General features: G+C 54.0%; 24 protein-coding genes and 6 tRNA genes. 14 read left to right on the forward strand and 16 right to left on the reverse strand.

Annotated features, from left to right (window positions below):
• The first annotated feature begins 110 nt into the window (after positions 1-110).
• Positions 111-1298, forward strand: a complete 1188-nt coding sequence (gene nupC, locus AC4OVU_RS15615) for a nucleoside permease NupC (RefSeq protein WP_006811440.1) — start codon at positions 111-113, stop codon at positions 1296-1298.
• Between the two features lie 45 nt (positions 1299-1343).
• On the opposite strand, the gene AC4OVU_RS15620 is transcribed toward nupC, so the two are convergent.
• From AC4OVU_RS15620 to AC4OVU_RS15630, 3 genes are all read right to left on the reverse strand, one after another.
• Complete coding sequence (locus AC4OVU_RS15620; protein ID WP_032669423.1) at positions 1344-3533, reverse strand: sensor domain-containing phosphodiesterase; 2190 nt, start codon at positions 3531-3533, stop codon at positions 1344-1346.
• Between the two features lie 212 nt (positions 3534-3745).
• Positions 3746-3821: transfer RNA gene (locus AC4OVU_RS15625), tRNA-Ala, on the reverse strand.
• 41 nt (positions 3822-3862) lie between these two features.
• A tRNA-Ala gene (locus tag AC4OVU_RS15630) sits at positions 3863-3938 on the reverse strand.
• A 217-nt stretch (positions 3939-4155) separates the two neighbouring features.
• On the opposite strand from AC4OVU_RS15630, the gene AC4OVU_RS15635 reads away from it, so the two are divergent.
• Both AC4OVU_RS15635 and AC4OVU_RS15640 read left to right on the forward strand, forming a co-directional pair.
• Positions 4156-4518, forward strand: coding sequence for a YfeC-like transcriptional regulator (locus AC4OVU_RS15635; protein ID WP_015572232.1), 363 nt, complete (start codon positions 4156-4158; stop codon positions 4516-4518).
• 1 nt (position 4519) lies between these two features.
• Complete coding sequence (locus AC4OVU_RS15640) at positions 4520-4906, forward strand: YfeC-like transcriptional regulator (protein ID WP_017383469.1); 387 nt, start codon at positions 4520-4522, stop codon at positions 4904-4906.
• Between the two features lie 51 nt (positions 4907-4957).
• Here AC4OVU_RS15640 and gltX read toward each other — a convergent pair whose 3' ends face one another.
• On the reverse strand, positions 4958-6373 hold the full coding sequence (gene gltX, locus AC4OVU_RS15645) for a glutamate--tRNA ligase (RefSeq protein WP_015572231.1): 1416 nt from the start codon (positions 6371-6373) through the stop codon (positions 4958-4960).
• 258 nt (positions 6374-6631) lie between these two features.
• On the opposite strand from gltX, the gene AC4OVU_RS15650 reads away from it, so the two are divergent.
• From AC4OVU_RS15650 to AC4OVU_RS15670, 5 genes are all read left to right on the forward strand, one after another.
• Positions 6632-6707 (forward strand) — tRNA-Val (locus tag AC4OVU_RS15650).
• Positions 6708-6748: 41 nt separating this feature from the next.
• Positions 6749-6824, forward strand: a tRNA-Val gene (locus AC4OVU_RS15655).
• 29 nt (positions 6825-6853) lie between these two features.
• Positions 6854-6929: transfer RNA gene (locus AC4OVU_RS15660), tRNA-Val, on the forward strand.
• Positions 6930-6933: 4 nt separating this feature from the next.
• A tRNA-Lys gene (locus AC4OVU_RS15665) sits at positions 6934-7009 on the forward strand.
• A gap of 137 nt (positions 7010-7146) precedes the next feature.
• The gene (locus AC4OVU_RS15670; RefSeq protein ID WP_017383471.1) at positions 7147-7488 is read left to right on the forward strand and encodes a FlxA-like family protein; all 342 of its coding nucleotides are present in this window, start codon (positions 7147-7149) and stop codon (positions 7486-7488) included.
• On the opposite strand, the gene AC4OVU_RS15675 is transcribed toward AC4OVU_RS15670, so the two are convergent.
• Positions 7479-8420: a LysR family transcriptional regulator gene (locus AC4OVU_RS15675; RefSeq protein ID WP_017692971.1), complete on the reverse strand. Its 942-nt coding sequence runs from the start codon at positions 8418-8420 to the stop codon at positions 7479-7481. The genes AC4OVU_RS15670 and AC4OVU_RS15675 overlap by 10 nt on opposite strands.
• Before the next feature lie 89 nt (positions 8421-8509).
• Here AC4OVU_RS15675 and AC4OVU_RS15680 point away from each other — a divergent pair, with 89 nt between their 5' ends.
• Positions 8510-9505, forward strand: a complete 996-nt coding sequence (locus AC4OVU_RS15680) for a bile acid:sodium symporter family protein (RefSeq protein ID WP_110292291.1) — start codon at positions 8510-8512, stop codon at positions 9503-9505.
• Here the strand turns inward: AC4OVU_RS15680 and AC4OVU_RS15685 are convergent.
• The 3 genes from AC4OVU_RS15685 to zipA all read right to left on the reverse strand — a co-directional run bounded on the left by AC4OVU_RS15685 (position 9502) and on the right by zipA (position 12843).
• Complete coding sequence (locus AC4OVU_RS15685; protein WP_003861328.1) at positions 9502-9717, reverse strand: DUF3820 family protein; 216 nt, start codon at positions 9715-9717, stop codon at positions 9502-9504. The genes AC4OVU_RS15680 and AC4OVU_RS15685 overlap by 4 nt on opposite strands.
• Before the next feature lies 1 nt (position 9718).
• Positions 9719-11734, reverse strand: coding sequence for an NAD-dependent DNA ligase LigA (ligA, locus tag AC4OVU_RS15690; RefSeq protein WP_032659688.1), 2016 nt, complete (start codon positions 11732-11734; stop codon positions 9719-9721).
• Between the two features lie 68 nt (positions 11735-11802).
• Complete coding sequence (gene zipA / locus AC4OVU_RS15695; RefSeq protein ID WP_110292292.1) at positions 11803-12843, reverse strand: cell division protein ZipA; 1041 nt, start codon at positions 12841-12843, stop codon at positions 11803-11805.
• A gap of 229 nt (positions 12844-13072) precedes the next feature.
• Here zipA and cysZ point away from each other — a divergent pair, with 229 nt between their 5' ends.
• The 5 genes from cysZ to crr all read left to right on the forward strand — a co-directional run bounded on the left by cysZ (position 13073) and on the right by crr (position 17867).
• Positions 13073-13834, forward strand: a complete 762-nt coding sequence (gene cysZ, locus AC4OVU_RS15700) for a sulfate transporter CysZ (RefSeq protein ID WP_006811452.1) — start codon at positions 13073-13075, stop codon at positions 13832-13834.
• A 163-nt stretch (positions 13835-13997) separates the two neighbouring features.
• On the forward strand, positions 13998-14969 hold the full coding sequence (cysK, locus tag AC4OVU_RS15705; protein WP_006811453.1) for a cysteine synthase A: 972 nt from the start codon (positions 13998-14000) through the stop codon (positions 14967-14969).
• Positions 14970-15286: 317 nt separating this feature from the next.
• Positions 15287-15544, forward strand: a complete 258-nt coding sequence (gene ptsH / locus AC4OVU_RS15710) for a phosphocarrier protein Hpr (RefSeq protein WP_000487600.1) — start codon at positions 15287-15289, stop codon at positions 15542-15544.
• Between the two features lie 45 nt (positions 15545-15589).
• On the forward strand, positions 15590-17317 hold the full coding sequence (gene ptsI, locus AC4OVU_RS15715; protein WP_006811455.1) for a phosphoenolpyruvate-protein phosphotransferase PtsI: 1728 nt from the start codon (positions 15590-15592) through the stop codon (positions 17315-17317).
• A 40-nt stretch (positions 17318-17357) separates the two neighbouring features.
• Complete coding sequence (gene crr, locus AC4OVU_RS15720; protein ID WP_110292293.1) at positions 17358-17867, forward strand: PTS glucose transporter subunit IIA; 510 nt, start codon at positions 17358-17360, stop codon at positions 17865-17867.
• A gap of 44 nt (positions 17868-17911) precedes the next feature.
• Here crr and pdxK read toward each other — a convergent pair whose 3' ends face one another.
• The 8 genes from pdxK to AC4OVU_RS15760 form a co-directional block, all read right to left on the reverse strand.
• Positions 17912-18748, reverse strand: coding sequence for a pyridoxine/pyridoxal/pyridoxamine kinase (pdxK, locus tag AC4OVU_RS15725; RefSeq protein WP_032649006.1), 837 nt, complete (start codon positions 18746-18748; stop codon positions 17912-17914).
• 5 nt (positions 18749-18753) lie between these two features.
• Positions 18754-19665, reverse strand: coding sequence for a cysteine synthase CysM (gene cysM / locus AC4OVU_RS15730; protein WP_017383476.1), 912 nt, complete (start codon positions 19663-19665; stop codon positions 18754-18756).
• Positions 19666-19783: 118 nt separating this feature from the next.
• Positions 19784-20878, reverse strand: coding sequence for a sulfate/thiosulfate ABC transporter ATP-binding protein CysA (gene cysA / locus AC4OVU_RS15735; protein WP_017692966.1), 1095 nt, complete (start codon positions 20876-20878; stop codon positions 19784-19786).
• Positions 20868-21743 carry a sulfate/thiosulfate ABC transporter permease CysW gene (gene cysW, locus AC4OVU_RS15740; RefSeq protein WP_003861305.1) on the reverse strand — a complete coding sequence of 292 codons (876 nt, stop codon included), beginning with the start codon at positions 21741-21743 and terminating at the stop codon, positions 20868-20870. The genes cysA and cysW overlap by 11 nt, the downstream gene beginning before the upstream one ends.
• Entirely contained in the window at positions 21743-22576 is an 834-nt protein-coding gene (gene cysT, locus AC4OVU_RS15745) for a sulfate/thiosulfate ABC transporter permease CysT (RefSeq protein ID WP_017383478.1), read from the reverse strand. The genes cysW and cysT overlap by 1 nt, the downstream gene beginning before the upstream one ends.
• Positions 22576-23589 (reverse strand): sulfate ABC transporter substrate-binding protein, encoded by a 1014-nt coding sequence (locus AC4OVU_RS15750; RefSeq protein WP_491928745.1) that lies wholly within the window; start codon positions 23587-23589, stop codon positions 22576-22578. Before AC4OVU_RS15750 ends, cysT begins: the two co-directional genes overlap by 1 nt.
• Positions 23590-23765: 176 nt before the next feature.
• A complete protein-coding gene (locus AC4OVU_RS15755) occupies positions 23766-24665 on the reverse strand; it encodes a Dyp-type peroxidase (RefSeq protein ID WP_110292295.1) in 900 nt (299 codons plus the stop codon).
• 92 nt (positions 24666-24757) lie between these two features.
• Entirely contained in the window at positions 24758-25333 is a 576-nt protein-coding gene (locus tag AC4OVU_RS15760; protein ID WP_015572220.1) for an RpoE-regulated lipoprotein, read from the reverse strand.
• Positions 25334-25395 lie beyond the last annotated feature (62 nt).

Genomic DNA, 25395 nt, shown 5'->3' on the forward strand with positions numbered 1-25395 from the left:
TTGAGACTCGTCACAGGATGTAACTATAGTGTGGGCTTGATCTCGTTTTCTTTGTGCTTGTTACATAGAATGTGCACGGAAATTAAACCTGCCTCATATTTGGAGCAAATATGGACCGCGTCCTTCATTTTGTCCTGGCACTCGTTGTCGTTACTGCACTTGCATTGCTGGTCAGCACAGACCGCAAAAAAATTCGTATTCGCTATGTTGTCCAACTGCTGGTCATTGAAGTTTTACTTGCGTGGTTCTTCCTGAACTCCAACGTAGGCCTGGGCTTCGTGAAAGGCTTCTCCGAAATGTTCGAAAAACTGCTCGGATTTGCCAACGAAGGGACAAACTTCGTCTTTGGCAGCATGAACGATCAGGGTCTGGCCTTCTTCTTCCTGAAGGTGCTCTGCCCTATCGTCTTCATCTCTGCCCTGATCGGTATCCTTCAGCACATCCGCGTTCTGCCGGTGGTTATCCGTGCGATCGGCTTCCTGTTATCGAAAGTTAACGGCATGGGCAAACTGGAATCCTTTAACGCAGTCAGCTCGCTGATCCTGGGTCAGTCTGAGAACTTCATTGCGTATAAAGATATTCTCGGCAAGATGTCCCGTAACCGCATGTACACCATGGCGGCAACCGCAATGTCTACCGTTTCCATGTCTATCGTGGGCGCGTATATGACCATGCTGGAACCAAAATATGTAGTTGCGGCGCTGGTTCTGAACATGTTCAGCACCTTTATCGTGCTTTCGCTGATTAACCCGTACCGCGTGGATGCCAGCGAAGAGAACATTCAGATGTCAAACCTGCACGAGGGACAGAGCTTCTTCGAAATGCTGGGTGAATACATTCTGGCGGGTTTCAAGGTTGCAATTATCGTCGCCGCAATGCTGATTGGCTTTATCGCGCTGATCGCTGCGCTGAACGCCCTGTTTGCGGCCGTACTCGGTATCTCCTTCCAGGGTATTCTGGGCTACATCTTCTACCCGATTGCCTGGGTGATGGGCGTGCCCGCTCACGAAGCGTTGCAGGTGGGCAGTATCATGGCAACGAAACTGGTTTCCAATGAGTTCGTGGCGATGATGGATCTCCAGAAGATTGCCAGCACACTCTCCCCTCGTGCGGAAGGGATCCTGTCCGTCTTCCTGGTCTCCTTCGCGAACTTCTCTTCCATCGGTATTATCGCTGGTGCGATTAAAGGACTGAACGAAGAGCAAGGTAACGTCGTTTCTCGCTTTGGCCTGAAGCTGGTTTACGGTTCAACACTGGTGAGCGTCCTGTCTGCCTCTATCGCAGCACTGGTTCTGTAATTCATACCGCGTAATAAAAACCGGGAGTCCTCGCTCCCGGTTTTTTTATGCCTCCAGCGCCGTCAGGGGCAGTGGTTTACCAATCAAATAGCCCTGCAAATAGTCCACGCCAAATCGCAGCAACATCTCGCGTTGTTCAGCCGATTCCACATATTCAGCCACCACACAAAGCGATTTCGTTTTGGCCATGTTGCAAATGGACTGCACGATCATCGCATCCATGCTGTCGGTGCAGATATCTTTCACGAAGCAGCCATCGATCTTAATGATATCGGCCTCCAGCCGCTTCAGGCGCTCAAAGTTGGCATAGCCGGTACCAAAGTCATCAATAGCAATCCGGAAGCCGTAATCCCGCAGCTGCTGGATATTGTTGATGCTGCTTCCCGAGTCAGAGAAAGCCTGTTCCTCGGTGATCTCAATGACGATATCTTGCGGCGCAATGGCGTAGCGTTCAAAAAGCGCGATGATCTCAGCCGCTATCTCATTTTGCATCAGCGTCAGCGGCATCAGATTAACGGAGAACCGCGTTCCGGCCCGTTCGGACGGATGGCTGCGCATCCACATCAGCAATTTTTCCACCACGTTCAGGTCAAATCGGTGGCTCAGGTTAAACTGAGCAATCAGCGGAATAAAGCGATCAGGCGTGATGATCTCCCCCTCGCTTTCAAGCCTTGAGAGGATTTCAAAGTACCCTTCCCCACGCGCGTTATGGATTGGCTGGGCATAAAGGTGAAGCCCACCGATATCAAGGGCGCGTTTTATGCGGGCCAGCATCAGCACTCTGTCCGTCGTCTGACCGGAGACATCATCCAGACTGTTGGTTAACGCCAGGACGTTGTGCCCGGCACAGGACTGCTCGGAGAGCCAGCTCAGCTGACCCAGCGTGTGATGCAGGCTTTCTCCATCCGGCACTTCACCCCAGGAGGCGCCAAACTCGATGTCGAGCTCAGTCTTGTTCCAGATAATCTTACGGCTGTTCAGATGATCAACCATATATTGCAGACGTTCAGCCGTGCCCGGACCCAGTAAGACCACTACCAGCTCACTGCCCGGCAACTGGAAGAGCTTCTCGTCTTTTTGCAATAACGGTTGCAGCGACGCGGTTATCATCTTTTTACAATGTACACGCATGAGGATGCCGTAGTGACGGCTCAGGAATTCGAGATTATCCAGGCGCAGGCAGCAGACTTTGGCCTCGGGATGGTGCTGTAAAAACACTTCCAGCGCACGAATGTTAGGCAGACCGGTGAGCGGATCGGTAAGCGCCCTCTCCTGCCACCCCTGTTTCAGCCATTCACTTTTCTGATAGATCCGCGACATGTAAAGCAGGCAGATGGCGAAAGAGATAAGCACCGACAGGATAAAGGAGAGCGAGTGGCCCGATTCAACGCCATTAAGAAAATTATAATTATAGGTCAACAGCATGAGCGCCGAAGCCGCCCAGAATAAAGAGATGAGCGCATAGCTCAGACGACCAATCCCCAGGGTGAAAAGAATGAAAACGATTGGCATCAAATAACCCGCAATAAACTGCGACTCAAAAGGCGCGCATAAAATAGCGATCATCGAGATCAACAGCATCAGCCACACAACGATAAATAACGCTTTTTTGTGACAAAAGAGGGGCTTCACGCTTCGCCGCCAGAATGTTCGGGCATAGCGAGGATTAATAATCATTCTTAACGGATAATAGAACATCATGGTGAAAATCAGGGCGGCACAAATCAGACTCTGAATATCGATAACGTTATAAATTGCAGAGCCTTCGCCGAAATAGGAGGAGATTGTCACCGGGAAATCAAATAAATATCCCGCCAGATACATCGATAATTTGATGCCCACAGGCACCATAAATCCGAGCCAGAAAATACGTATGCCAATGTACTTATTCGGTATGCTGTGTCGCCAGCGCTTGCCCAGCACCAGACGGATGACGCCACAGGCGGCGAAGACGGTAAACGTCTGACAACATAATAATACGGCAGATTGTAGTGGTGCTAAATCAAGATTATAAATATTAGTAATACTAAAACTTAACAGCAAAGGAATGATTGCCCGCCGTCCAAATAACAACACGATGGCGAGCATGGCACTTAAGGGCAACCACGCCAGATAAACATCATTTTCGCTAACAATGGCCCGTGGAGAGATATAACGAGAAAAAGGAATCGCAATCAGGCTTAGCGCCAGGGCAATCATAAATATCTTTACATTATTGTAAATTTTTCTATTCATTAATCCGGATAATCTATTTTACCATCGTCTCATTGACCGCATGGATAATAGGTTTATTAATAACACGAATCAAGTTCAGGTCTATTTATAGACTTGTTTATTGATTTGGATTGAGGTGAGGTGTAGAAAACGACGTTAATTGCAACAAAAACAGTCTAAAATATTTTACAAGATATAAAAAAACCCCCGTCTTGCGACGAGGGTTTAAATTTTGGTGGAGCTAAGCGGGATCGAACCGCTGACCTCTTGCATGCCATGCAAGCGCTCTCCCAGCTGAGCTATAGCCCCACATGTTACTTTACATACCGCACTCTGTTGGGTTCAGAGTTTGGTGGAGCTAAGCGGGATCGAACCGCTGACCTCCTGCATGCCATGCAGGCGCTCTCCCAGCTGAGCTATAGCCCCGTCGTAAAGCTGTCATGTTGACGGGCGGCATAATATGAATTCCGCCGCAGAGTGTCAACGGCAAATTCAGCCTCCGCCTTTCAATCGCCGAAAAATCATGCAAATGAATCACTTTGCGAGCCTGCTCGCAGCCAGGAGTTAAGCTTGTCACGTTTTCACGTAAAACGGTGCTATAAAATGAACCACTAATTAACCCCACAGATATTCAGGAAATTGTATGATCAAGGAACGAATGACGCCAGAAGAGTTAGCCCTGCTCACTGGCTATAGCCGACAGACCATCAATAAATGGGTACGCAAAGAGGGTTGGATTACATCGCCAAAGCCAGGCGTTCAGGGTGGCAAAGCGCGTCTGGTACACGTCAATGAAAAAGTGCGCGACTTTATTCGCAGCGCGCGCAGGGCAACAGAGACGCCGGAACTGCCAGATAAGGCGTACCACGAGGGCTCGCTTCATGCCCTGCTCCTGACGCTGGCGAATGAAATGACGCCGGAAGAGCAAAAGCAGATGACATCGCTGTTACTGCGGGAAGGGATTACCGGCTTGTTACAACGTTTAGGGATTCGCGACCAACGCTGATATGAAAAGATTACGCAGCAAAATGACCACGGAAGAGCTGGCGGACAGTCTGGGCGTAGCCCGACAAACCGTTAATCGCTGGATACGACAGAAGGGATGGAAAACGGAGGGTATCAACGGTGTAAAAGGCGGAAGAGCGAGGGTGATATGTATTGATGCGCACGTTAAGGAGCACATCATTAGTCTTCCCGCCATTCGTAACCGTCGGGCTGTTTACCATGTGGCGGAAAGCCCTTCCCACTACGGCGTGGCAACCTCATCCAGCCTGCTTCCACAAATTATCGACTCGCTGGAAAACATGACGACTGTCGAACAGGAACGTTTGCACAAGTTGCTCGCTCGTGAAGGGTTGCAGGGTTTTCTCACGCGTCTTGGTATTGCTGAATAACAGGCATAAAAAACGGCAGGTTACCCTGCCGTTTTTTGTATTACACGAGTATTACTGCTGGCTTTCACGCTCAGCAATAAAGCCCAGCGCTTTGTTGATACGCGCAACGCTACGTGATTTGCCGATGGCATGAACGGTCACGTCCAGCGCCGGAGACTGGCCTGCCCCCGTCACCGCAACGCGCAGCGGCATACCGACTTTACCCATGCCAATTTCCAGCTCATCAGCGGTAGCCTGAATCGCGTGGTGAACATTTTCCGCAGTCCATTCGGTAATGGCTTCGAGTTTATCACGCACCACTTCCAGCGGCTGACGCGCAACCGGACGCAGGTGTTTCTTGGCCGCGTCGGCGTCGAACGCGTCAAACTCTTCATAGAAGTAACGGCAGCTTTCAGCAATTTCTTTCAGCGTTTTGCAACGCTCGCCAAGCAGCTTCACCAGATCCGCCAGTTCAGGGCCCGTACGGGTATCGATGTTTGCCTGCTCAATGTGCCATTGCAGATAAGTCGCCACATATTCTGGCTGCATGGTATTGATGTAGTGATGGTTCAGCCACAGCAGTTTGTCAGTGTTGAACGCGCTGGCTGATTTGCTGACCGAGTTTAGAGAGAACAGCTCGATCATCTCTTCGCGGCTGAAGATCTCCTGGTCACCATGAGCCCAGCCCAGACGCACCAGGTAGTTCAGCAGCGCTTCCGGCAGATAGCCGTCATCACGGTATTGCATCACGCTCACCGCGCCATGACGTTTGGACAGCTTTTTACCGTCGTCACCGTTGATCATTGATACGTGCGCATACACCGGTACAGGCGCGTTCAGCGCTTTAAGAATGTTGATCTGACGCGGGGTGTTATTGATGTGGTCTTCACCACGGATCACGTGAGTGATTTCCATATCCCAGTCGTCCACAACTACGCAGAAGTTATAGGTTGGCGATCCGTCAGTACGACGAATGATGAGGTCATCCAGCTCCTGGTTGCTGAATTCGATCGGGCCACGGATCTGGTCATCAAAGATAACAGAGCCATCCTGTGGGTTAGCAAAACGCACTACGCAAGGCTCATCCGCAGCATGCTCGCTGTGGTCATGGCGGCAACGACCGTCATAACGCGGTTTTTCGCCTTTTGCCATTTGCTCTTCACGCAGCGCATCCAGACGCTCCCTGGAGCAGTAGCACTTATAGGCCGTGCCTGCCACCAGCATCTCGTCAATTACGGCGTTATAGCGGTCAAAACGTTTGGTCTGGAAGTATGGACCTTCGTCCCACGCCAGATTCAGCCAGTTCATCCCATCCATAATGGCTTCAATTGCTTCCGGCGTTGAGCGCTCCAGATCGGTGTCTTCAATACGCAGCACAAACTCACCGTTGTTGTGACGTGCGAAAAGCCAGGAGTAGAGAGCGGTACGTGCACCACCGACATGCAGATAGCCTGTCGGGCTCGGCGCGAAGCGAGTTTTGATTTTCATGAAATGGCCTTACGTTATAAAGATGCCGGTAATCGGCAAATTCCGGGAAGAAAACAATGGGCAATATTCTATCACTGTGGGCCGATTCCTCAATGTCGATCACTTTATCCGGTTCGAGATTGCTGTTTTTGTTTATAAATCATGCGCCACAGTCCGTTTTGCGATCGTTTTGACTAATTTTACGACGAACGAATAAAAACTTTAGAAAATGCGTTGACTCATTTTCAACTCTCCCTATAATGCGACTCCACACAGCGGGGGTGATTAGCTCAGTTGGTAGAGCATCTCCTTTACACGGAGGGGGTCGGCGGTTCGAGCCCGTCATCACCCACCATCTACTTCGGTAGACTCGCAGTGTAGATAAGCATTGAGATTGGGCGATTAGCTCAGTTGGTAGAGCATCTCCTTTACACGGAGGGGGTCGGCGGTTCGAGCCCGTCATCGCCCACCATTCTCACCTTATCGCAGCAGTTCCGAAATGGGCGATTAGCTCAGTTGGTAGAGCATCTCCTTTACACGGAGGGGGTCGGCGGTTCGAGCCCGTCATCGCCCACCATTTCGGGTCGTTAGCTCAGTTGGTAGAGCAGTTGACTTTTAATCAATTGGTCGCAGGTTCGAATCCTGCACGACCCACCAATGTAAAAAAGCGCCCTAAAGGCGCTTTTTTGCTATCTGCGATATAGCACATCCCCATTGCAGCCAGACCGCTTGTTTTACTCAAGCTCACGCCTTCTTTGCCGATACCTCTATTTTATGGCGAAAAGGATCTCAATATGACAACTCTCAAGCCCGTTTCTCTGTCGGCGATGGAAATCGGCAGCGTAGATAACAGCTCCGGCGGAAACGACATTGCTTCTCAAATCACCCGTCTGACCAAACAGATAACGAAAGTCACTCAGCAGCTCAAAGAAGTGGCCATGGGTGATGCCACAGCAGAAGAGAAGCAAAAGCAGCAGGAATTACTCGAATCTCAGCTGGCTATGTTGCAGGCACAGCTGGCGCAATTGCAGCGTCAGCAGGCAGAAGAGGCGATGCCAAAACAGGAAAAAGGTCAGGCAGTCGCGGAAGGCATCAATAAGCCCTCCGCGGAGCATCAGATTAATATCTACATCTGATTATTGGTTTCGTTAAAAAGTGGATCGCGTGTGCGGGCCTCCATCAAACGTTCGGCCTGCATACGCACCACATCCCAGCAGGCGTGTGCCGCGCCGGAAAGTGACCTGTTTTTACGGCGTACCAGCATCAGCTGGCGTTCGACACAGGGTACGAAACGCTTCACCGTTAAACGACTCCCCTGCGGCAGTGGCAGCGCCAGCGCCGGCAGAACGCTGATGCCAATCCCCGCTTCGACCATCGGGAAGAGCGTGGCAGGATGCCCAATCTCCTGCACAATGGTTGCCTTAACGCCCTGCGCGGCCAGAGCGGCATCTATCAGCGGACGGCTGCCTGATGCATAATCCTGTAACACCAGGTTTGCCCCCTGCAAGGCCTGCCAGGCCACGTGTGGCAGCGATGCCAGCGGATCATCATCGCGGCAGAGCAATAAAAAGGGCTCCGAGAGCACCACTTCACATTCCAGGTCGCTTACCGCTCCGGGATCAATAACGATGCCAAAATCCACATCCCCCTGACGGATACTCTCCAGAACCCACTGCTGCGGCCTGTCATGCAAAACAAAATCGATATCCGGATAGCGGTGATTACTTTCAGCGATGCACTGGGGAATAAGATGCGCCGAAATCGTCTGGCTCGCCGCCACTCTCACGGTGCCGGAAAGCTGTTGTCCGAGCCGGCCGACATCCCTGAGCGTACTGTTCAGTTCATCCAGCAGCCTCTCCAGACGCATTGCCAGCTGCTGTCCCGCTTCGGTGAGTACCACTTCTCGCGTCGTACGGTCGAGCAGCTTCACTCCCGTTTGCGTTTCAAGCTCCTTAACGCTATGGCTCACCGCCGACTGGCTGAGGCCAATGATCTCCCCTGCCCGGCTAAAGCTGCGGGCCTGCGCGACGGTGACGAAAACGCGAAGCTGACGTAACGAATAATTCATCTGTTTAATTCATGAATGGATGCAATAAATCAATTTTATTTCTCAAAGGGAAGAAAGCACAATAGCGGCATCTGTTTTCAGGAGTGATTATGAAACTTTTTCGTATCCTTGATCCGTTTACGCTGACCCTGATTGGTGTCGTCTTGCTGGCCTCGTTCTTCCCGGCGCGGGGCAGTTTCGTTCCGGTTATTGAAGGACTGACCACGGCAGCCATTGCCCTGCTGTTCTTTATGCATGGCGCCAAACTCTCCCGTGAAGCCATTATTGCAGGCGGTAGCCACTGGCGACTGCACCTGTGGGTAATGTGCAGCACCTTTATCCTCTTCCCGGTTCTGGGCGTGCTGTTCGCCTGGTGGGCGCCGGTGAATGTCGATCCGGCGCTGTATACCGGTTTCCTTTATCTGTGCATTTTGCCGGCCACCGTGCAGTCCGCTATTGCCTTTACCTCGCTGGCGGGCGGTAACGTCGCGGCGGCGGTTTGTTCTGCTTCCGCTTCCAGCCTGCTGGGGATCTTTGTTTCACCGCTACTGGTCGGTCTGCTGATGAACATGCACGGGGCGGAAGGTAATCTGGAGCAGGTGGGTAAAATTTGTCTGCAACTGCTGCTGCCGTTTGTGCTCGGACACTTATCCCGTCCCTGGATTGGGGCGTTTGTGGCAAAACATAAAAAATGGATCGGGAAAACGGACCAAAGCTCAATTCTGCTGGTGGTTTACACGGCCTTCAGCGAAGCCGTGGTGAACGGCATCTGGCACAGGGTGGGCGCTGGATCGCTGCTGTTTATTGTGATGGTAAGCATCGTTTTGCTGGCCATTGTCATCGCGGTTAACGTCTTTGTGGCCCGCAAATGCGGCTTCAATAAGGCCGATGAAATCACCATTGTATTTTGCGGATCGAAAAAGAGCCTGGCCAACGGGATCCCAATGGCCAATATTCTGTTCCCGACGTCCGTCATTGGGATGATGGTGTTGCCGCTGATGATTTTCCATCAGATCCAGTTGATGGTGTGCGCGGTACTGGCGCGGCGTTACAAGGCGCAGACTGAAAAGCTGGCGCAGGAAGAGACCCGCGCCGCGAAAGTTTAAGGACGTTTTAGGGGCTGAACCAGCTGGGTCAGCCCCTCTGTTTTGATCAGTAACGTGATAGCCATCAGCTCGCCCAGACGCCCGGCGGGGAACTCATCCTTACGGGCAAACCACAGCAGATACTCTTCCGGTAAATCAATCAGCCTGCGACCCTTATATTTACCGAACGGCATCTCCGTATTGGCGATCTCAACGAGCTGCTCTTTTTCCACGTCACTCTCCTAACAGGCGCATCATTTCCGCTTCATCGATCACCTCGATGCCAAGCTCCTGCGCTTTTGCCAGCTTCGAACCGGCCGCTTCCCCGGCAATCACCAGGTCGGTTTTCTTCGATACGCTGCCCGCCACTTTTGCCCCCAGCGCCACCAGGCGCGCTTTCGCGTCATCGCGCGAGAGCTGGCTCAGGCTGCCGGTCAGCACCACCGTTTTACCGGCAAACGGGCTGTCGATCTCTTCGGCATTAACCACTACCGGTGCAGGCCAGTGAATGCCCTGTTCCAGTAATTTACCGATCACTTCACGGTTGCTCTCTTCGGCGAAGAAGTTGAAAACGTGGGTAGCGACCACAATGCCGACATCAGGGACTTTCTGTAGCTCGTCGATGGTGGCTTTCTCCAGCGCGTCCAGCGTGCCGAAATACGCCGCCAGCCCTGCCGCTGTCGCCTCTCCGACTTCACGAATGCCAAGCGCGTAAAGGAAACGGGCAAAGGTGGTGTTTTTGGCCGCCTCGAGCGCGTTAACGATATTCTGGGCAGATTTCGGCCCCATACGATCAAGACCGGTCAGCTTACCTGCCGTCAGGGTAAAGAGGTCCGCTGGCGTATGGACGTACTCTTTCTCAACTAACTGGTCGATAATCTTGTCACCCATTCCGTCGACGTCCATCGCCCGGCGGGAGACAAAGTGCTTCAGGGACTCTTTACGCTGCGCGCCGCAGATTAACCCGCCCGTACAGCGCGTTACCGCTTCACCTTCCACGCGCTCAACGTCCGAACCACATACCGGACAGTGGGCTGGAAACTCGATGGCACGGGTATCGGCAGGACGTTCAGACTCAACAACGTTAACCACCTGTGGGATCACGTCGCCCGCGCGGCGAATCACCACTTTGTCACCAATGCGCAGGCCCAGGCGGGCAATTTCATCGGCGTTATGCAGCGTGGCGTTACTTACCAGCACGCCAGCCACCTGCACAGGCTCCAGACGCGCCACAGGCGTAATCGCCCCCGTACGCCCTACCTGAAACTCCACGTCGCGAACGAAGGTCATCTGCTCCTGCGCCGGGAACTTAAAGGCTACCGCCCAGCGCGGCGCACGGGCCACAAATCCTAACTGTTCCTGCAACGCCAGCGAGTTAACCTTGATCACCACGCCATCAATATCAAACCCGAGCGTGGGACGATCTTCTTCAACCTTGTGATAGAACGCCAGCACCGCCTCCGGAGAGTCGCAGAGCTGCACGCGGTTGCTAACCGGTAACCCCCACTCTTTGAACTGCATTAAACGACCCAGGTGAGTATCTGGCAGGTCACCGCCTTCCAGGATCCCGACGCCGTAGCAGAAGAAAGTAAGCGGTCGCTTCGCGGTGATACGCGGATCGAGCTGACGCAGCGAACCTGCCGCCGCGTTACGCGGGTTAGCAAACACTTTCCCGCCGGTACGACGCGCTTCTTCGTTGATCTTCTCGAAGCCCGCCTGCGGAAGGAATACTTCCCCGCGCACTTCCAGCCGGGCGGGAATGTTATCGCCACGCAGTTTCAGCGGGATCGCACGAATAGTGCGCACATTAGTGGTGATGTCTTCCCCGGTAGTGCCGTCGCCGCGCGTTGCGGCACGCACCATCACGCCGTTCTCATAAAGAATGCTAACGGCCAGACCATCCAGCTTTAGCTCGCAGCACCAGCTCAGATTGTCGACGCTCTTCAGGCGATCCTGCACACGCTTGTTGAAAGCCAGAAAACTCTCTTCATCAAACACGTTATCCAGCGACAGCATCGGCACTTCATGGCGCACCTGGCTGAAAGCGCCCAGCGGTTCCGCGCCGACGCGCTGCGTTGGGGAATCGGGCGTAATCAGTTCGGGGTGCTGCGCTTCCAGCTCGCGCAGTTCACGCATCAGGCGGTCATATTCCGCATCCGGCACTTCCGGTGCGTCCATAACATGATAGAGATATTCATGATGGCGAAGCGTGGTTCGCAGTTCAGTAAGTTGTTGTTCGATTGAGTCCATATCGCACCATCAATGAGAAAAACCCCCGACAGGCGGGGGTTGAGGAGGAGGTGAAGTTAACGCGACGATTACGCGTTCGCTTCCTTAACTTCGCGGATGCGGTCCTGATACTCGCGCAGTTTCTGCGGCGTCATCATTCGACGCTGATCGTCGAGCACCACACCGCCCACTTCGTCGGCGATGTGCTGAGCGGACTGTAGCATCAGCTTAAAGTTTTGCAGCTCGTCACCGTAGGACGGCACCTGCATAAAGATCGTAACCCCCGGCGTGACGAAATCACCGGTCATTTCCGGGTCAAACGTGCCTGGATTGACCATATTGGCCAGGCTAAACAGCGCCGGACCGCTACCGTCAGGACTCAGGTGGCGATGGAAAATATTCATGTCGCCGAATTTGAAGCCTGCCTGTTGGATGCTGTTAAGCAGCACGTCACCGTTCAGATGGGTGCCATGATGAGCAGCCACGTTCATGATGATCACCGCTTCTTTACGCTGCGGCTTTTCAACAACCGGTTCTGGCTCTGCGACCGGCTCTGGCTCAACGCGCGGAGCGGGCTGTGGTGCAGGCGGTTCAGGCTGCGGCTGCGGTTGTTGTACCGGCTGCGGCTGCTGAACAGGCTGTGGCTGATGCACTGGCTGTGCAGGCTGTTGCACAGGTTGCGGCTGTACAGGCTGTGGCGCAACGGGCTGCTGTTGCACAGGCTGCGGCTGTACAGGCTGTGGCGCAACGGGCTGCTGTTGCACAGGCTGCTGCGGCGGATGACGAACAGGTTCTTCCACTGGCGGCGGCGCTGGCTGGCGCGGCTGGGCAGAAGCATACGGTGGTTGATACTGGTGCTGCGGAGCGCGGGGGGCTTCATGCTCTCCATGCGCTGCGCCGGGCGCAGTATTGACCCGATGAACACGAACTTCACCCACGCCGTCGTCGTCAGGACCGTCGATGTCGTCTTCAACGTCATCGTCGTCACGACTGGACTTCATGCGCTTCAGTGGACGATCGCGAAACATAGAGGAACGCTCTTTACGGCTGGTCCAGAAACCATGTACCAGTAAAGCGATTATGGCGATCGCGCCAACAATGATTAATATCAGACGCAAATCCTGCATCATTATATTCTCTGTTGTTCTAACACCTTGCCACCACGGCAAACATTTACTCACTAAGAGTATTTGCCGTTTACGTCAAGTGCAAGTGTATGCAGAGCATTCACAGCATAAAGATGAACTAAATCGTGCTTTTTGCTGGTTTTTCGAACATTTCCGAACTGGTCATTGGCCCGTAACTGGATAATATAGGCGGGCAATTCCACTGGTTGTGTAAAAAGGAGTACAGCCTGGTATGGTTTCAACATCTTCTTCTGCCCCACGCAGCGGGGTCTGGTACTTTTCTCAGGGCTGGAAACTGGTCTCCCTGCCGGGCATTCGACGCTTCGTTATTTTGCCGTTACTGATCAACATTATTTTGATGGGCGGGGCCTTCTGGTGGCTGTTCACCAGACTGGAAAGCTGGATCCCTTCCCTGATGAGCTATGTGCCGGACTGGTTACAGTGGCTAGACTACCTGCTCTGGCCGATTGCGGTTATCTCCGTGCTGCTGGTTTTCGGCTATTTCTTTTCGACGATAGCAAACTGGATAGCCGCGCCGTTCAACGGTCTGCTTGCCGAACAGCTGGAAGCGCGCCTTACCGGTGCGACGCCACCTGACACGGGCGTACTGGGGATCGTGAAAGATCTCCCCCGCATCATGAAGCGTGAATGGCAGAAGTTCGCCTGGTACCTGCCGCGGGCGATTGTGCTGCTTATTCTTTATTTTGTACCCGGGATTGGCCAGACGGTCGCGCCCGTGCTGTGGTTCCTGTTCAGCGCCTGGATGCTCGCTATCCAGTACTGTGATTATCCGTTCGATAACCACAAAGTGCCGTTCAAAGAGATGCGCACTGCCCTGCGCACTCAGAAGGTTGCCAACATGCAGTTTGGCGCGCTGACCAGCCTGTTCACCATGATCCCTTTCCTGAATTTGTTCATCATGCCCGTCGCCGTTTGCGGCGCGACGGCGATGTGGGTGGACTGCTACCGTGCTAAGCACGCGTTATGGAAGTAATGCAAAAATGTGTAAAAGAGGGGTGGCTTATGCCGCCCCTTATTCCATACTGATCCCCATTATTTCCTTGCAGCATATAGATATGCGATTTCCTTACTTCCCCATACCTGTTCAACAGGTATGCTGGGTCGGTATCCCAATTTCATACAGTTAAGGACAGGCCATGAGTAAGATTTATGAAGACAACTCGCTGACTATCGGTCATACGCCCCTGGTTCGACTGAACCGTATCGGTAATGGACGCATTCTGGCGAAGGTCGAATCTCGTAACCCAAGCTTCAGCGTTAAATGCCGTATCGGTGCGAATATGATTTGGGATGCTGAAAAGCGTGGCGTGCTGAAACCTGGCGTTGAGCTGGTTGAACCCACCAGCGGCAATACCGGTATCGCTCTGGCCTATGTTGCGGCGGCGCGTGGCTATAAGCTGACGCTGACTATGCCTGAAACCATGAGCATTGAGCGTCGTAAGCTGCTGAAAGCGCTGGGTGCGAACCTGGTCCTGACCGAAGGCGCAAAAGGCATGAAGGGCGCGATTCAGAAGGCCGAAGAAATTGTTGCCAGCGATCCGGCAAAGTATCTGCTGCTCCAGCAGTTCAGCAACCCGGCCAACCCGGAAATTCATGAGAAAACCACCGGCCCGGAAATCTGGGAAGATACCGACGGTCAGGTTGATGTGTTTATCTCCGGCGTAGGCACCGGCGGTACGCTGACCGGTGTGTCTCGCTATATTAAAGGCACGAAAGGTAAAAAAGATCTGATTACCGTTGCCGTTGAGCCAACCGACTCACCGGTTATCGCTCAGGCGCTGGCAGGCGAAGAGATCAAACCTGGCCCACACAAAATCCAGGGTATCGGCGCTGGCTTTATTCCAGGCAACCTGGATCTGAAGCTGATCGATAAAGTCGTCGCCATTACCAATGAAGAAGCCATCTCCACGGCGCGTCGCCTGATGGACGAGGAAGGCATTCTGGCGGGTATCTCTTCCGGTGCGGCGGTTGCGGCAGCCCTCAAACTGCTGGAAGATGAAACCTTTACCAATAAGAACATTGTGGTTATCCTACCGTCTTCGGGTGAGCGTTACTTAAGCACAGCACTGTTTGCCGATCTCTTCACAGAGAAAGAACTGCAACAGTGATGCCAGCATGTTAAAAACGCGTAAAAAAGCACCTTTTCAGGTGCTTTTTTGTGGCCTGCTTCAAAGTTTTACCCCTCCTGGCATTGCTTCACCCCGTTGGGTCTGGTATTTAAACCAGCAATTATTTTGATGCGCGAAATTAATCGGTGAACGAAATAGCGCTGCTGAATCGATTTTATGATTTGGTTCAAGTCTTGCTTTCACTGCATAATGTTTAATGACGATTGAAACGTCAGCGCTAACTATACAGGCTAAAGTTAAGTCGCCAGGCTAGACTTTAGTTCCACAACACTAAACCTATAAGTTGGGGAAATACAATGTTCCAGCAAGAAGTTACCATTACCGCTCCGAACGGTCTGCACACCCGCCCTGCTGCTCAGTTTGTTAAAGAAGCGAAAGGCTTCACTTCTGAAATCACTGTGACTTCCAACGGCAAAAGCGCTAGCGCAAAAAGCCTGTTCAAGCTGCAAACTCTGGGCCTGACTCAGGGTACCGTTGTTACCATCTCCGCTGAAGGTGAAGACGAGCAGAAAGCAGTTGAGCATCTGGTTAAGCTGATGGCTGAACTCGAGTAAGTTTACCGGGTTCTTTTCAATATCAGTCACAAGTAAGGTAGGGTTATGATTTCAGGCATTTTAGCATCCCCGGGTATCGCTTTCGGCAAAGCATTGCTGCTGAAAGAAGACGAAATCGTCATTGACCGGAAAAAAATTTCTGCCGACAAGGTTGATCAGGAAGTTGAACGTTTTCTGAGCGGTCGTGCCAAGGCATCTGCGCAACTGGAAGCGATTAAAACTAAAGCTGGCGAAACTTTCGGTGAAGAAAAAGAAGCCATCTTCGAAGGGCACATTATGCTGCTCGAAGATGAGGAGCTGGAGCAGGAAATCATAGCCCTGATTAAAGATAAAGGCATGACGGCCGACGCGGCTGCGCATGAAGTTATCGAAGGTCAGGCATCTGCCCTGGAAGAGCTGGACGATGAATACCTGAAAGAACGTGCGGCTGACGTACGTGACATCGGTAAGCGCCTGCTGCGCAACATCCTGGGTCTGGCCATCATCGATCTGAGCGCGATTCAGGACGAAGTCATCCTAGTTGCCGCTGACCTGACCCCGTCTGAAACCGCACAGCTGAACCTGAACAAGGTGCTGGGTTTCATTACTGATGCAGGTGGACGTACCTCCCACACCTCAATCATGGCGCGTTCTCTGGAGCTGCCAGCCATTGTGGGTACCGGTAGCGTTACCTCCCAGGTGAAAAACGACGACTATCTGATTCTGGATGCCGTAAACAATGTGGTTTACGTCAACCCAACTAACGATGTGATCGAGCAGCTGCGTTCCGTTCAGGAGCAGGTTGCTACCGAGAAAGCGGAACTCGCTAAACTGAAAGATCTGCCAGCTATCACGCTGGACGGCCATCAGGTTGAAGTGTGCGCTAACATCGGTACCGTACGTGACGTTGACGGCGCTGAGCGCAACGGCGCGGAAGGTGTAGGTCTGTATCGTACTGAATTCCTGTTCATGGATCGCGACGCTCTGCCAACGGAAGAAGAGCAGTTTGCAGCGTACAAAGCGGTTGCGGAAGCGTGCGGCTCGCAGGCTGTAATCGTCCGTACCATGGACATCGGTGGCGACAAAGAGCTGCCGTACATGAACTTCCCGAAAGAAGAGAACCCGTTCCTGGGCTGGCGTGCCGTGCGTATCGCCATGGATCGCAAAGAGATCCTGCGTGACCAGGTTCGCGCTATTCTGCGTGCCTCCGCTTTCGGTAAACTGCGCATCATGTTCCCGATGATCATCTCTGTTGAAGAAGTGCGTGCACTGAAGAAAGAGATCGAAATCTACAAACAGGAACTGCGCGACGAAGGTAAAGCATTTGACGAATCCATTGAGATCGGCGTGATGGTGGAAACACCGGCAGCCGCGACCATTGCGCGTCATTTAGCCAAAGAAGTTGATTTCTTTAGTATCGGTACCAATGATTTAACGCAGTACACCCTGGCAGTTGACCGTGGTAATGATATGATTTCACATCTCTACCAGCCAATGTCACCGTCCGTACTGAATTTGATCAAGCAAGTTATTGATGCTTCTCATGCAGAAGGTAAATGGACTGGCATGTGTGGTGAGCTTGCAGGCGACGAACGTGCTACACTTCTGTTGCTGGGTATGGGTCTGGACGAATTCTCTATGAGCGCCATTTCCATCCCGCGCATTAAGAAGATTATCCGTAACACGAACTTCGAAGATGCGAAGGTGTTAGCAGAGCAGGCTCTTGCTCAACCGACAACGGACGAGTTAATGACGCTGGTTAACAAGTTCATTGAAGAAAAAACAATCTGCTAATCCACGAGATGCGGCCCAATTTACTGCTTAGGAGAAGATCATGGGTTTGTTCGATAAACTGAAATCTCTGGTTTCTGATGACAAGAAAGACTCCGGAACTATTGAGATTGTTGCTCCGCTCTCCGGCGAGATCGTCAACATCGAAGACGTGCCGGATGTAGTGTTTGCTGAGAAAATCGTTGGTGATGGCATTGCTATCAAACCAACTGGCAACAAAATGGTTGCTCCAGTTGACGGCACCATCGGTAAAATTTTTGAAACCAACCATGCGTTCTCTATCGAATCCGATAGCGGTATCGAACTGTTCGTTCACTTCGGTATCGACACCGTTGAACTGAAAGGCGAAGGCTTCAAACGTATCGGAGAAGAAGGCCAGCGTGTTAAAGTTGGCGACCCGGTAATTGAATTCGATCTGCCGCTGCTGGAAGAAAAAGCGAAGTCTACCCTGACTCCGGTTGTTATCTCCAACATGGACGAAATCAAAGAACTGATCAAACTGTCTGGCAGCGTCACCGTGGGTGAAACCCCGGTTATCCGCATCAAGAAGTAATTCTTGCCGCACAGAAAAATGGCGCCTTCGGGCGCCATTTTTGTTTATGCCGGCAGAATAAGCTCGTCATAGCCTTTCGACTGCGTGTAGATCATAACGTCAGTCACCCGATCGCCCGCCATGCGAATGGCATCGGCAACGGTCTTCCCTCCCACAATGCCGCTGACCAGCTCTGAACAGAACAGATCGCCCGTTCCTTTCAGATCCGTCTCTACGCGCGGGTGCGCGCTTACGGTAACACCTTCTTCGCTCACCAGCACGACGTGGATATTCTGCGGATCGTCAGCCACTGGCGCGCTGGTGATCGCCACCCATTTCAGCGTGTCGGACAGCAGCCCCTGCGCGGCGGCAATGGCGCTCTCCGGCGTACGGCACGGTTTGCCGCTCAGCACTTCCAGTTCATACACGTTGGGCGTAATGCCCTGGGCCAGCGGGAGCAGATGCTCACGGTAGGCTTCAGGAATATCCGGCTTCACGTACATCCCGCTATCGATATCCCCAATTACCGGGTCAACCAGCACCAGCAGATCGGGATGTTGCACTTTGATTGCCTTCAGCCACTTCGCCAGCAGCGCGATCTGGCTGGCGCTGCCCATATAGCCGGTGGTGACCGCTTTAAGCTCGCGCAGGATCTCGCGCTCTTCCAGCGCCTTAAGGTAGCCGCTGAACCACTCGTCCGGGATCACCCCGCCGTAGAAGGTGTCGTAGTGCGGCGTATTGCTGAACAGCACCGTTGGCACGGCGGTAACGTTCAACCGGTGGGTTCGAATATTCGGCACCGCGATGCTGTTTCCCACGCTGCCGTACACCACCTGCGACTGTACGGCGACAATATCGGTTTGCTGCGCCCGGGTGTTATCCCGGAATAAAATCATCTCCATGACGCTTAAATCCCCGCCCCCTGCGAATAACTCTCTTCACCAAAGACGCCGGTAGACAGATAACGGTCGCCGCGATCGCAAATAATCGCTACGACCACCGCCCCCGGCGTGGACTCAGCCACCCGGATCGCACCCGCTACGGCACCGCCAGAGCTGACGCCGCAGAAGATACCTTCACGCACGGCCAGCTCACGCATGGTATTTTCCGCCTCGCGCTGATGAATATCCAGCACCTGGTCCACAAGCTGCGCATTAAAGATGCCCGGCATATACTCCGCCGGCCAGCGGCGGATGCCCGGAATACTGCTCCCCTCTTCCGGTTGCAGGCCGACAATCGTCACCGGCTTCTCCTGTTCGCGCAGAAAGCGTGACACACCGGTGATCGTGCCCGTGGTCCCCATGCTGGAGACAAAGTGGGTGATGCGCCCGTCGGTTTGCTGCCAGATTTCCGGGCCGGTGGTGGTGTAGTGCGCGTACGGGTTGTCCGGGTTGTTGAACTGGTCGAGGAGCTTGCCTTCCCCGCGCTCCGCCATCGCTAACGCTAAATCTCGCGCCCCTTCCATCCCCTGCTCTTTGCTCACCAGAATCAGCTCGGCTCCATAGGCGCGCATGGCGGCCCGGCGCTCCTGGCTCATGTTATCCGGCATCAGCAGCTTCATGCGGTAGCCTTTCAGGGCGGCAATCATTGCCAGCGCGATACCGGTATTTCCGCTGGTGGCCTCAATGAGCACGTCGCCTGGCTTAATTTCACCGCGCTTCTCGGCCTGGACAATCATCGACAGTGCCGCCCGGTCTTTCACCGACCCCGCCGGGTTATTGCCTTCGAGTTTGACCCAGATTTCGCTGCCGTTATCAGGCCCCATGCGCTGAAGTTTGACCAGAGGGGTGTTGCCAATGGTGTGTTCGAGTGTATTCACGATTTTTACTCAATAAAAAAGCCGGGTGGCGCTTAGCTTACCCGGCCTACAAGACGCAGTGATAACTGTAGGCCCGGTCAGCGCAGCGCCACCGGGCGATAAACATACTAATAACCTATCAGGCTGACTCCGCCAGAGCAATATCCTCGCGCGTCTCAATGCGCTCGTTGCCATGATAAATGCGCGCGTGTTGCAGCCCGACAAACAGGCGCTCCCCCCGGTACGGCGGCACGTCGTCACGCATAACCACGGTCAACGGCTCGGTGTACCAGCCCAGGGGCTGTACCACTAATTGGGTGTAGTGCCCTTTAGGGCTAGCTTCCAGCACCTGCACCGGAAGCGGTGAATCCAGGCTGGTACGGCGGCTGACGTCCACTTCCCACGGACGCAGGAACAGATCCACCGGCCCCTGATGCGCGGAGGTATACCCCAGCGGCCAGCGGTGCGCGCCAACGTGGAACTGACCGCCGCGAATGGTGCCCTGAAGGCGGTTTACTTCCCCCATAAACTCCAGCACAAAGCGGGTCGCCGGTTCACGCCAGAGCTGCTCTGGCTCGTCAACCTGCTCAATGTTGCCCTGACTCATTACCACCACGCGATCGGCCACTTCCATCGCCTCTTCCTGATCGTGGGTCACGAAAACGCTGGTGAACTGGAGTTCCTCATGCAGCTGACGCAGCCAGCGGCGCAGCTCTTTTCGCACCTGCGCATCCAGCGCGCCAAACGGTTCGTCCAGCAGCAGGATTTGCGGTTCAACGGCTAACGCACGCGCCAGCGCCACGCGCTGCTTCTGCCCGCCGGAAAGTTGAGCCGGGAAGCGGTCCGCCAGATGCGCAAGCTGCACCATCTCCAGCAGTTTGGTCACTTTCGCTTTGATGGCGGCGGCATCTGGACGTTCACGACGCGGCAGCACGGTCAGGCCAAACGCGATGTTGTCGAATACCGTCATGTGGCGGAACAGCGCATAATGCTGAAATACAAAGCCCACTTTACGGTCGCGGGCGTGCAGGCGGCTAACGTCCGTACCGTGGAAGCGAATATGTCCGCTGGTCTGGTGTTCAAGCCCGGCGATAATACGCAGCAGCGTGGTTTTACCGGAGCCAGACGGCCCCAGCAGCGCCACCATTTGTCCGGAAGGGATATCCAGCGAGATATCATTCAGCACCTGGGTGCGACCAAAAGACTTCTTAATATTGGCAATCTCAATGCTCATGATTTCCCTCCTGATGCTGACGTTTTTCCTGATTCTCTAAACGCCACTGCACCACACTCTTCAAAAACAGGGTCAAAATCGCCATCAGCGTCAGCAACGCTGCGGCAGTAAAGGAACCGACGGTGTTGTAGTCCTGTTCCAGTAATTCAATCTGTAACGGCAGCGACAGGGTTTCGCCGCGAATCGAGCCGGATACCACCGACACCGCGCCAAACTCACCGATCGCACGGGCGTTGGTCAGCACCACGCCGTAAAGCAGTGCCCAGCGGATATTCGGCAGCGTGACGCGGCGGAACATCTGCCAGCCGGAAGCGCCGAGCAGCACCGCGGCTTCATCTTCATGGCTGCCCTGGCTGAGCATCACCGGCACCAGCTCGCGCACCACGAACGGACAGGTGACAAAGACGGTCACCAGCACCATCCCCGGCCAGGCGAACATGATTTGCAGGTCGTGCTCATCCAGCCAGCCGCCCAGCGGGCCATTGGAGCCGTAGAAGAGCAGATAAACCAGACCCGCCACCACCGGAGACACCGCAAACGGGATATCCAGCAGGGTCAGCAACAGCTGACGCCCCGGGAAGTTAAAGCGCGTTACCAGCCAGGCCAGCAATACGCCAAACACCAGATTCACCGGGACGGTGATCAGGGCAATCATCACCGTCAGCCAGATGGCGTGAAGCATGTCCGGATCGGCCAGGTTTTGCAGCGCGGGCATAATCCCTTTGCTGAAGGCCTGCACGAAGATATACACCATCGGCACGACGAGAATGAATGCGGAGACCAGCACGCCGGTACCAATCAGAAACCATTTGCCCCAGTTGATGCGGGGCGCGTCATAGCGCTTCAATTGCGTAACTTCCGCCATCAGTGACCTACCACACGTCGACCAAAGCGACTTTGCAGAGTATTAATCGAAAACAGTAGCAGCAGCGACGCGGCAAGGATCACCGAGGCAATCGCGCTCGCGGCCGGATAATCAAACTCCTGCAAACGGACAAAAATCATCAGCGAGGTCACTTCGGTTTTCCACGCGATGTTCCCGGCGATAAAAATGACCGCGCCAAATTCACCGAGGCTGCGGGTAAAGGAAAGCGCCACCCCCGCCAGCAAGGCCGGAGAAAGTTCCGGCAGCACAACCTTACGGAAACTCTGCCAGCGCGTGGCGCCCAGAGTTTCCGCGGCCTCTTCGTATTCGGGGCCTAACTCTTCCAGCACCGGCTGCACGGTACGCACCACAAACGGGATGCTGGTAAAGGCCATCGCCACCGCGATACCGATCCAGGTATAGGTCACTTTAATATCAAACTTCGCCAGCCATTCGCCGTAAAAGCCGTTCACGGAGAACAGCGACGCCAGCGTCAAACCGGCCACCGCCGTCGGCAGGGCAAACGGCAGATCCATCAGGGCGTCGAGCAGCGTGCGGCCCGGGAAGCGATAGCGGGTTAAGATCCATGCCATCAGCAGGCCAAACACGCCGTTAAAAATCGAGGCCACGAACGCAGACAGCAGCGTGACCTTGTAGGCCGCCACCACCTGCGGGTTGGTGACCACTTCCCAGTACTGGGACCAGCTCATCTCAGCGAGCTGCATCACCAGAGCGCTGAGCGGTAACAATAAAATCAGACAGACGAACAGCAGGCTGGTCCCGAGGCTTAAGGTAAAACCCGGCAGCACACGTCTTGTTGATCCTGCAAACATTACTTACGCCCCGCCGCCAGCAATTTGTCTAACTCACCGCCGCTGGCAAAATGCGTTTTCATCACCTCAGGCCAGGCGCCGAAATGATCTTCCACGCGGAACAGCTCGGTCTGCGGGAATTTGTCTTTCAGCTTGTTCATCACGTCCGGATTATTTACGCGGTAGTAATAGTCAGTAATCACCGTCTGCGCCTGCGGGCTGTACAGATAGTTGAGATAGGCTTTTGCCGCTTTCTCAGTGCCGTTGGCTTTGACGTTTTTATCCACCCGCGCCACCGGGAACTCGGCCAGAACGTTGGTTTTCGGGATAACCACTTCGAAGCCCTGCGCTTCGTACTGTTTACGAATATTGTTCACTTCGGATTCAAAGCTGATCAGCACATCGCCCAGCCCGCGCTCGGCGAAAGTGGTGGTTGCGCCCCGGCCGCCGGTATCAAACACTTCGACGTTTTTCAGGAACTGGGTCATAAACTGTTCGGTTTTCGCTTTATCGTTACCGTCAGCTTTGTCCGCCGCGCCCCACGCCGCCAGATAGGTATAACGCGCGTTGCCGGAGGTTTTCGGATTCGGGAAAATCAGCTTGACGTCAGAACGCACCAGGTCGTTCCAGTCGTGAATGTTTTTCGGGTTGCCCTTGCGCACCAGGAAGCCCATGGTGGAGTAGAACGGCGAACTGTTGTTCGGCAGGCGGCTTTGCCAGTCCGCCGGGATCAGCTTGCCTTTGTCGTGCAGGATCTGCACATCCGTGACCTGGTTGTAGGTCACCACATCCGCTTTCAGCCCCTGCAAAATGGCCAACGCCTGCTTGGATGAACCAGCGTGCGACTGTTTGATGGTCAGCTTGTCGCCGTTGTTATCTTTCGCCCACTGCTGTTCAAATGCGGGATTAAGGGCGGCAAACAGCTCGCGTGAAACATCATAAGAACTGTTCAGCAACTCGGTTGCCTGCGCCTGCGCCACCAGCAGTAAACCTGCCAGTGCCAGCGATCCTTTTTTCAGTACAGTAACGGCCATTGCGCACCCTTATAAATGTGATGACTATCTTATAGTCATAATATTTATAACGGAGTCTAAAGGAGTAACGGTTTTATATACCGTTTGGTGATTTAGAAGCAGAAAAGGGAATAAGGGGTGCGGGAGAAATTGCCGGGTGGCGCTAACGCTTACCCGGCCTACGAATGGAGAGCGATTTACAGCGCCAGCAGGCGCTCAACGGACGGCGCAAAGTAGTAGCCGCCGGTCACGGGACGGGTGAAGCGCAGCATGGCGTCACGCTTGCCGTCGGTATCGCCAAACATGCTCAGCAGCTGCTGTTCGATGTTGTAGAGGCGTGCACAGTAAGCGCAGAAGTACAGGCCGTGCGTACCGCTCGCGGTGCCGTACGGCAGGCTCTGGCGAACAATCTTCAGCCCCTTACCGTCTTCTTTAAGGTCAACGCGGGTCAGGTGGGACGTGACCGGACGCGCATCGCCGTCAATCTCTTCATTGGCGTCTTTGGTGCGGCCAATCATCATCTCCTGGTCATGCACGCTCATGCGGTTAAGCTGCCTGAGGTTATGCTCCCAGCGCTGGACGAACACGTAGCTGCCGCCCGCGTCCACGCCATCCTTGATTACAGCCACCTCGCGACGCGTCTCTTCCCCGGCCGGGTTTTCGGTGCCGTCGACGAAGCCGCTCAAATCGCGCTCTTCCACCCAGCGGAAACCGTGGATCTCTTCCTGCACGTCGATGCTGTCACCAAAGGCCTCAATCGCTGCCTGAGAGACGGAGAAATTCACGTCATGGCGCAGGGAGAGGATATGGATCAGGACGTCATACTGGGTGGCGGGCGCAAGACCTTTGCCATAAGGAATAAAGTCTTTCAGCTCTTCTGCGCCTTCGCCGCCGCTCAGCTGACGCCAGACGGTGTTGCCAAAGGCAACCACCGCGCCCAGATGGGCTTCGGGGAATTTGGCCTGAAAGGTGGCCAGTTTATCAACGAAAATTTTGCTGGCCGCGCGCAGGGCATCCACGTCCCCTTTGACGTTGGCTTCAATCCAAATCGCCGCGCGGCAATGTTCTGGCAAAATGCCACTCTGAACCTGAGACATCGCTCCTCCTGAAAAAAAGATGCCACGACAGCGTGGCATTGATGGCGGCTATTATACCTGGATTTCAGCGAGGCGGCTTGCTCAGGCGCAAATTACTGCTTCCAGATAATTTTGCTCACTTTCCACTTTTTCAGGGTGTCGTCAGAGGGCATTAACCCTTCCGGACCGTTCCAGGTGCCGCTGAATACATAGCTAATGTGCTGGCTGCCGTCGGCCTTACACTCGACCGCCACGCTGTCATCCGACGGCACGCTGGCGCAGTGGCCAAACGCTTTCTGATAGAGTTCGCCAAACGGCGTACCTACCTTCACGCCACCTGAAGTCGGGATCTCTTCATCCATCACCGCAATGCGGTTGACCGTACCTTTATCGCCGTTGATGACCATCGCCACCTTGTCGTCTTTCAACGCTTCGAAATAGCGCACGATGTTGCCGTTCTCGGTTTTCATGCCGCTGCGCAGGCGATAATCACTGCCGATGGCCTCCTGAATGGCATCCTGATCCAGCGCCGTCGAGGCGGTGATTTTGCCCACGCCCTGCTCGGTCACTTCCGTTGAGGAGCCAAACCAGTTCCACGGATAGGCCGCAGACCAGTTGATGGATGAGAGCGTGGAACAGCCGGTTAACGCCAGCGGGAGAGCGCATAAAAGTAAACGCAGCGATTTCATTGAGACGTCCTTACGTAATAAATCAACGCTTGTTGGAGTGCAGTATCGGTAAAAAGTGCCGT

The organism is Enterobacter sp. 6722112 (assembly GCF_058661685.1).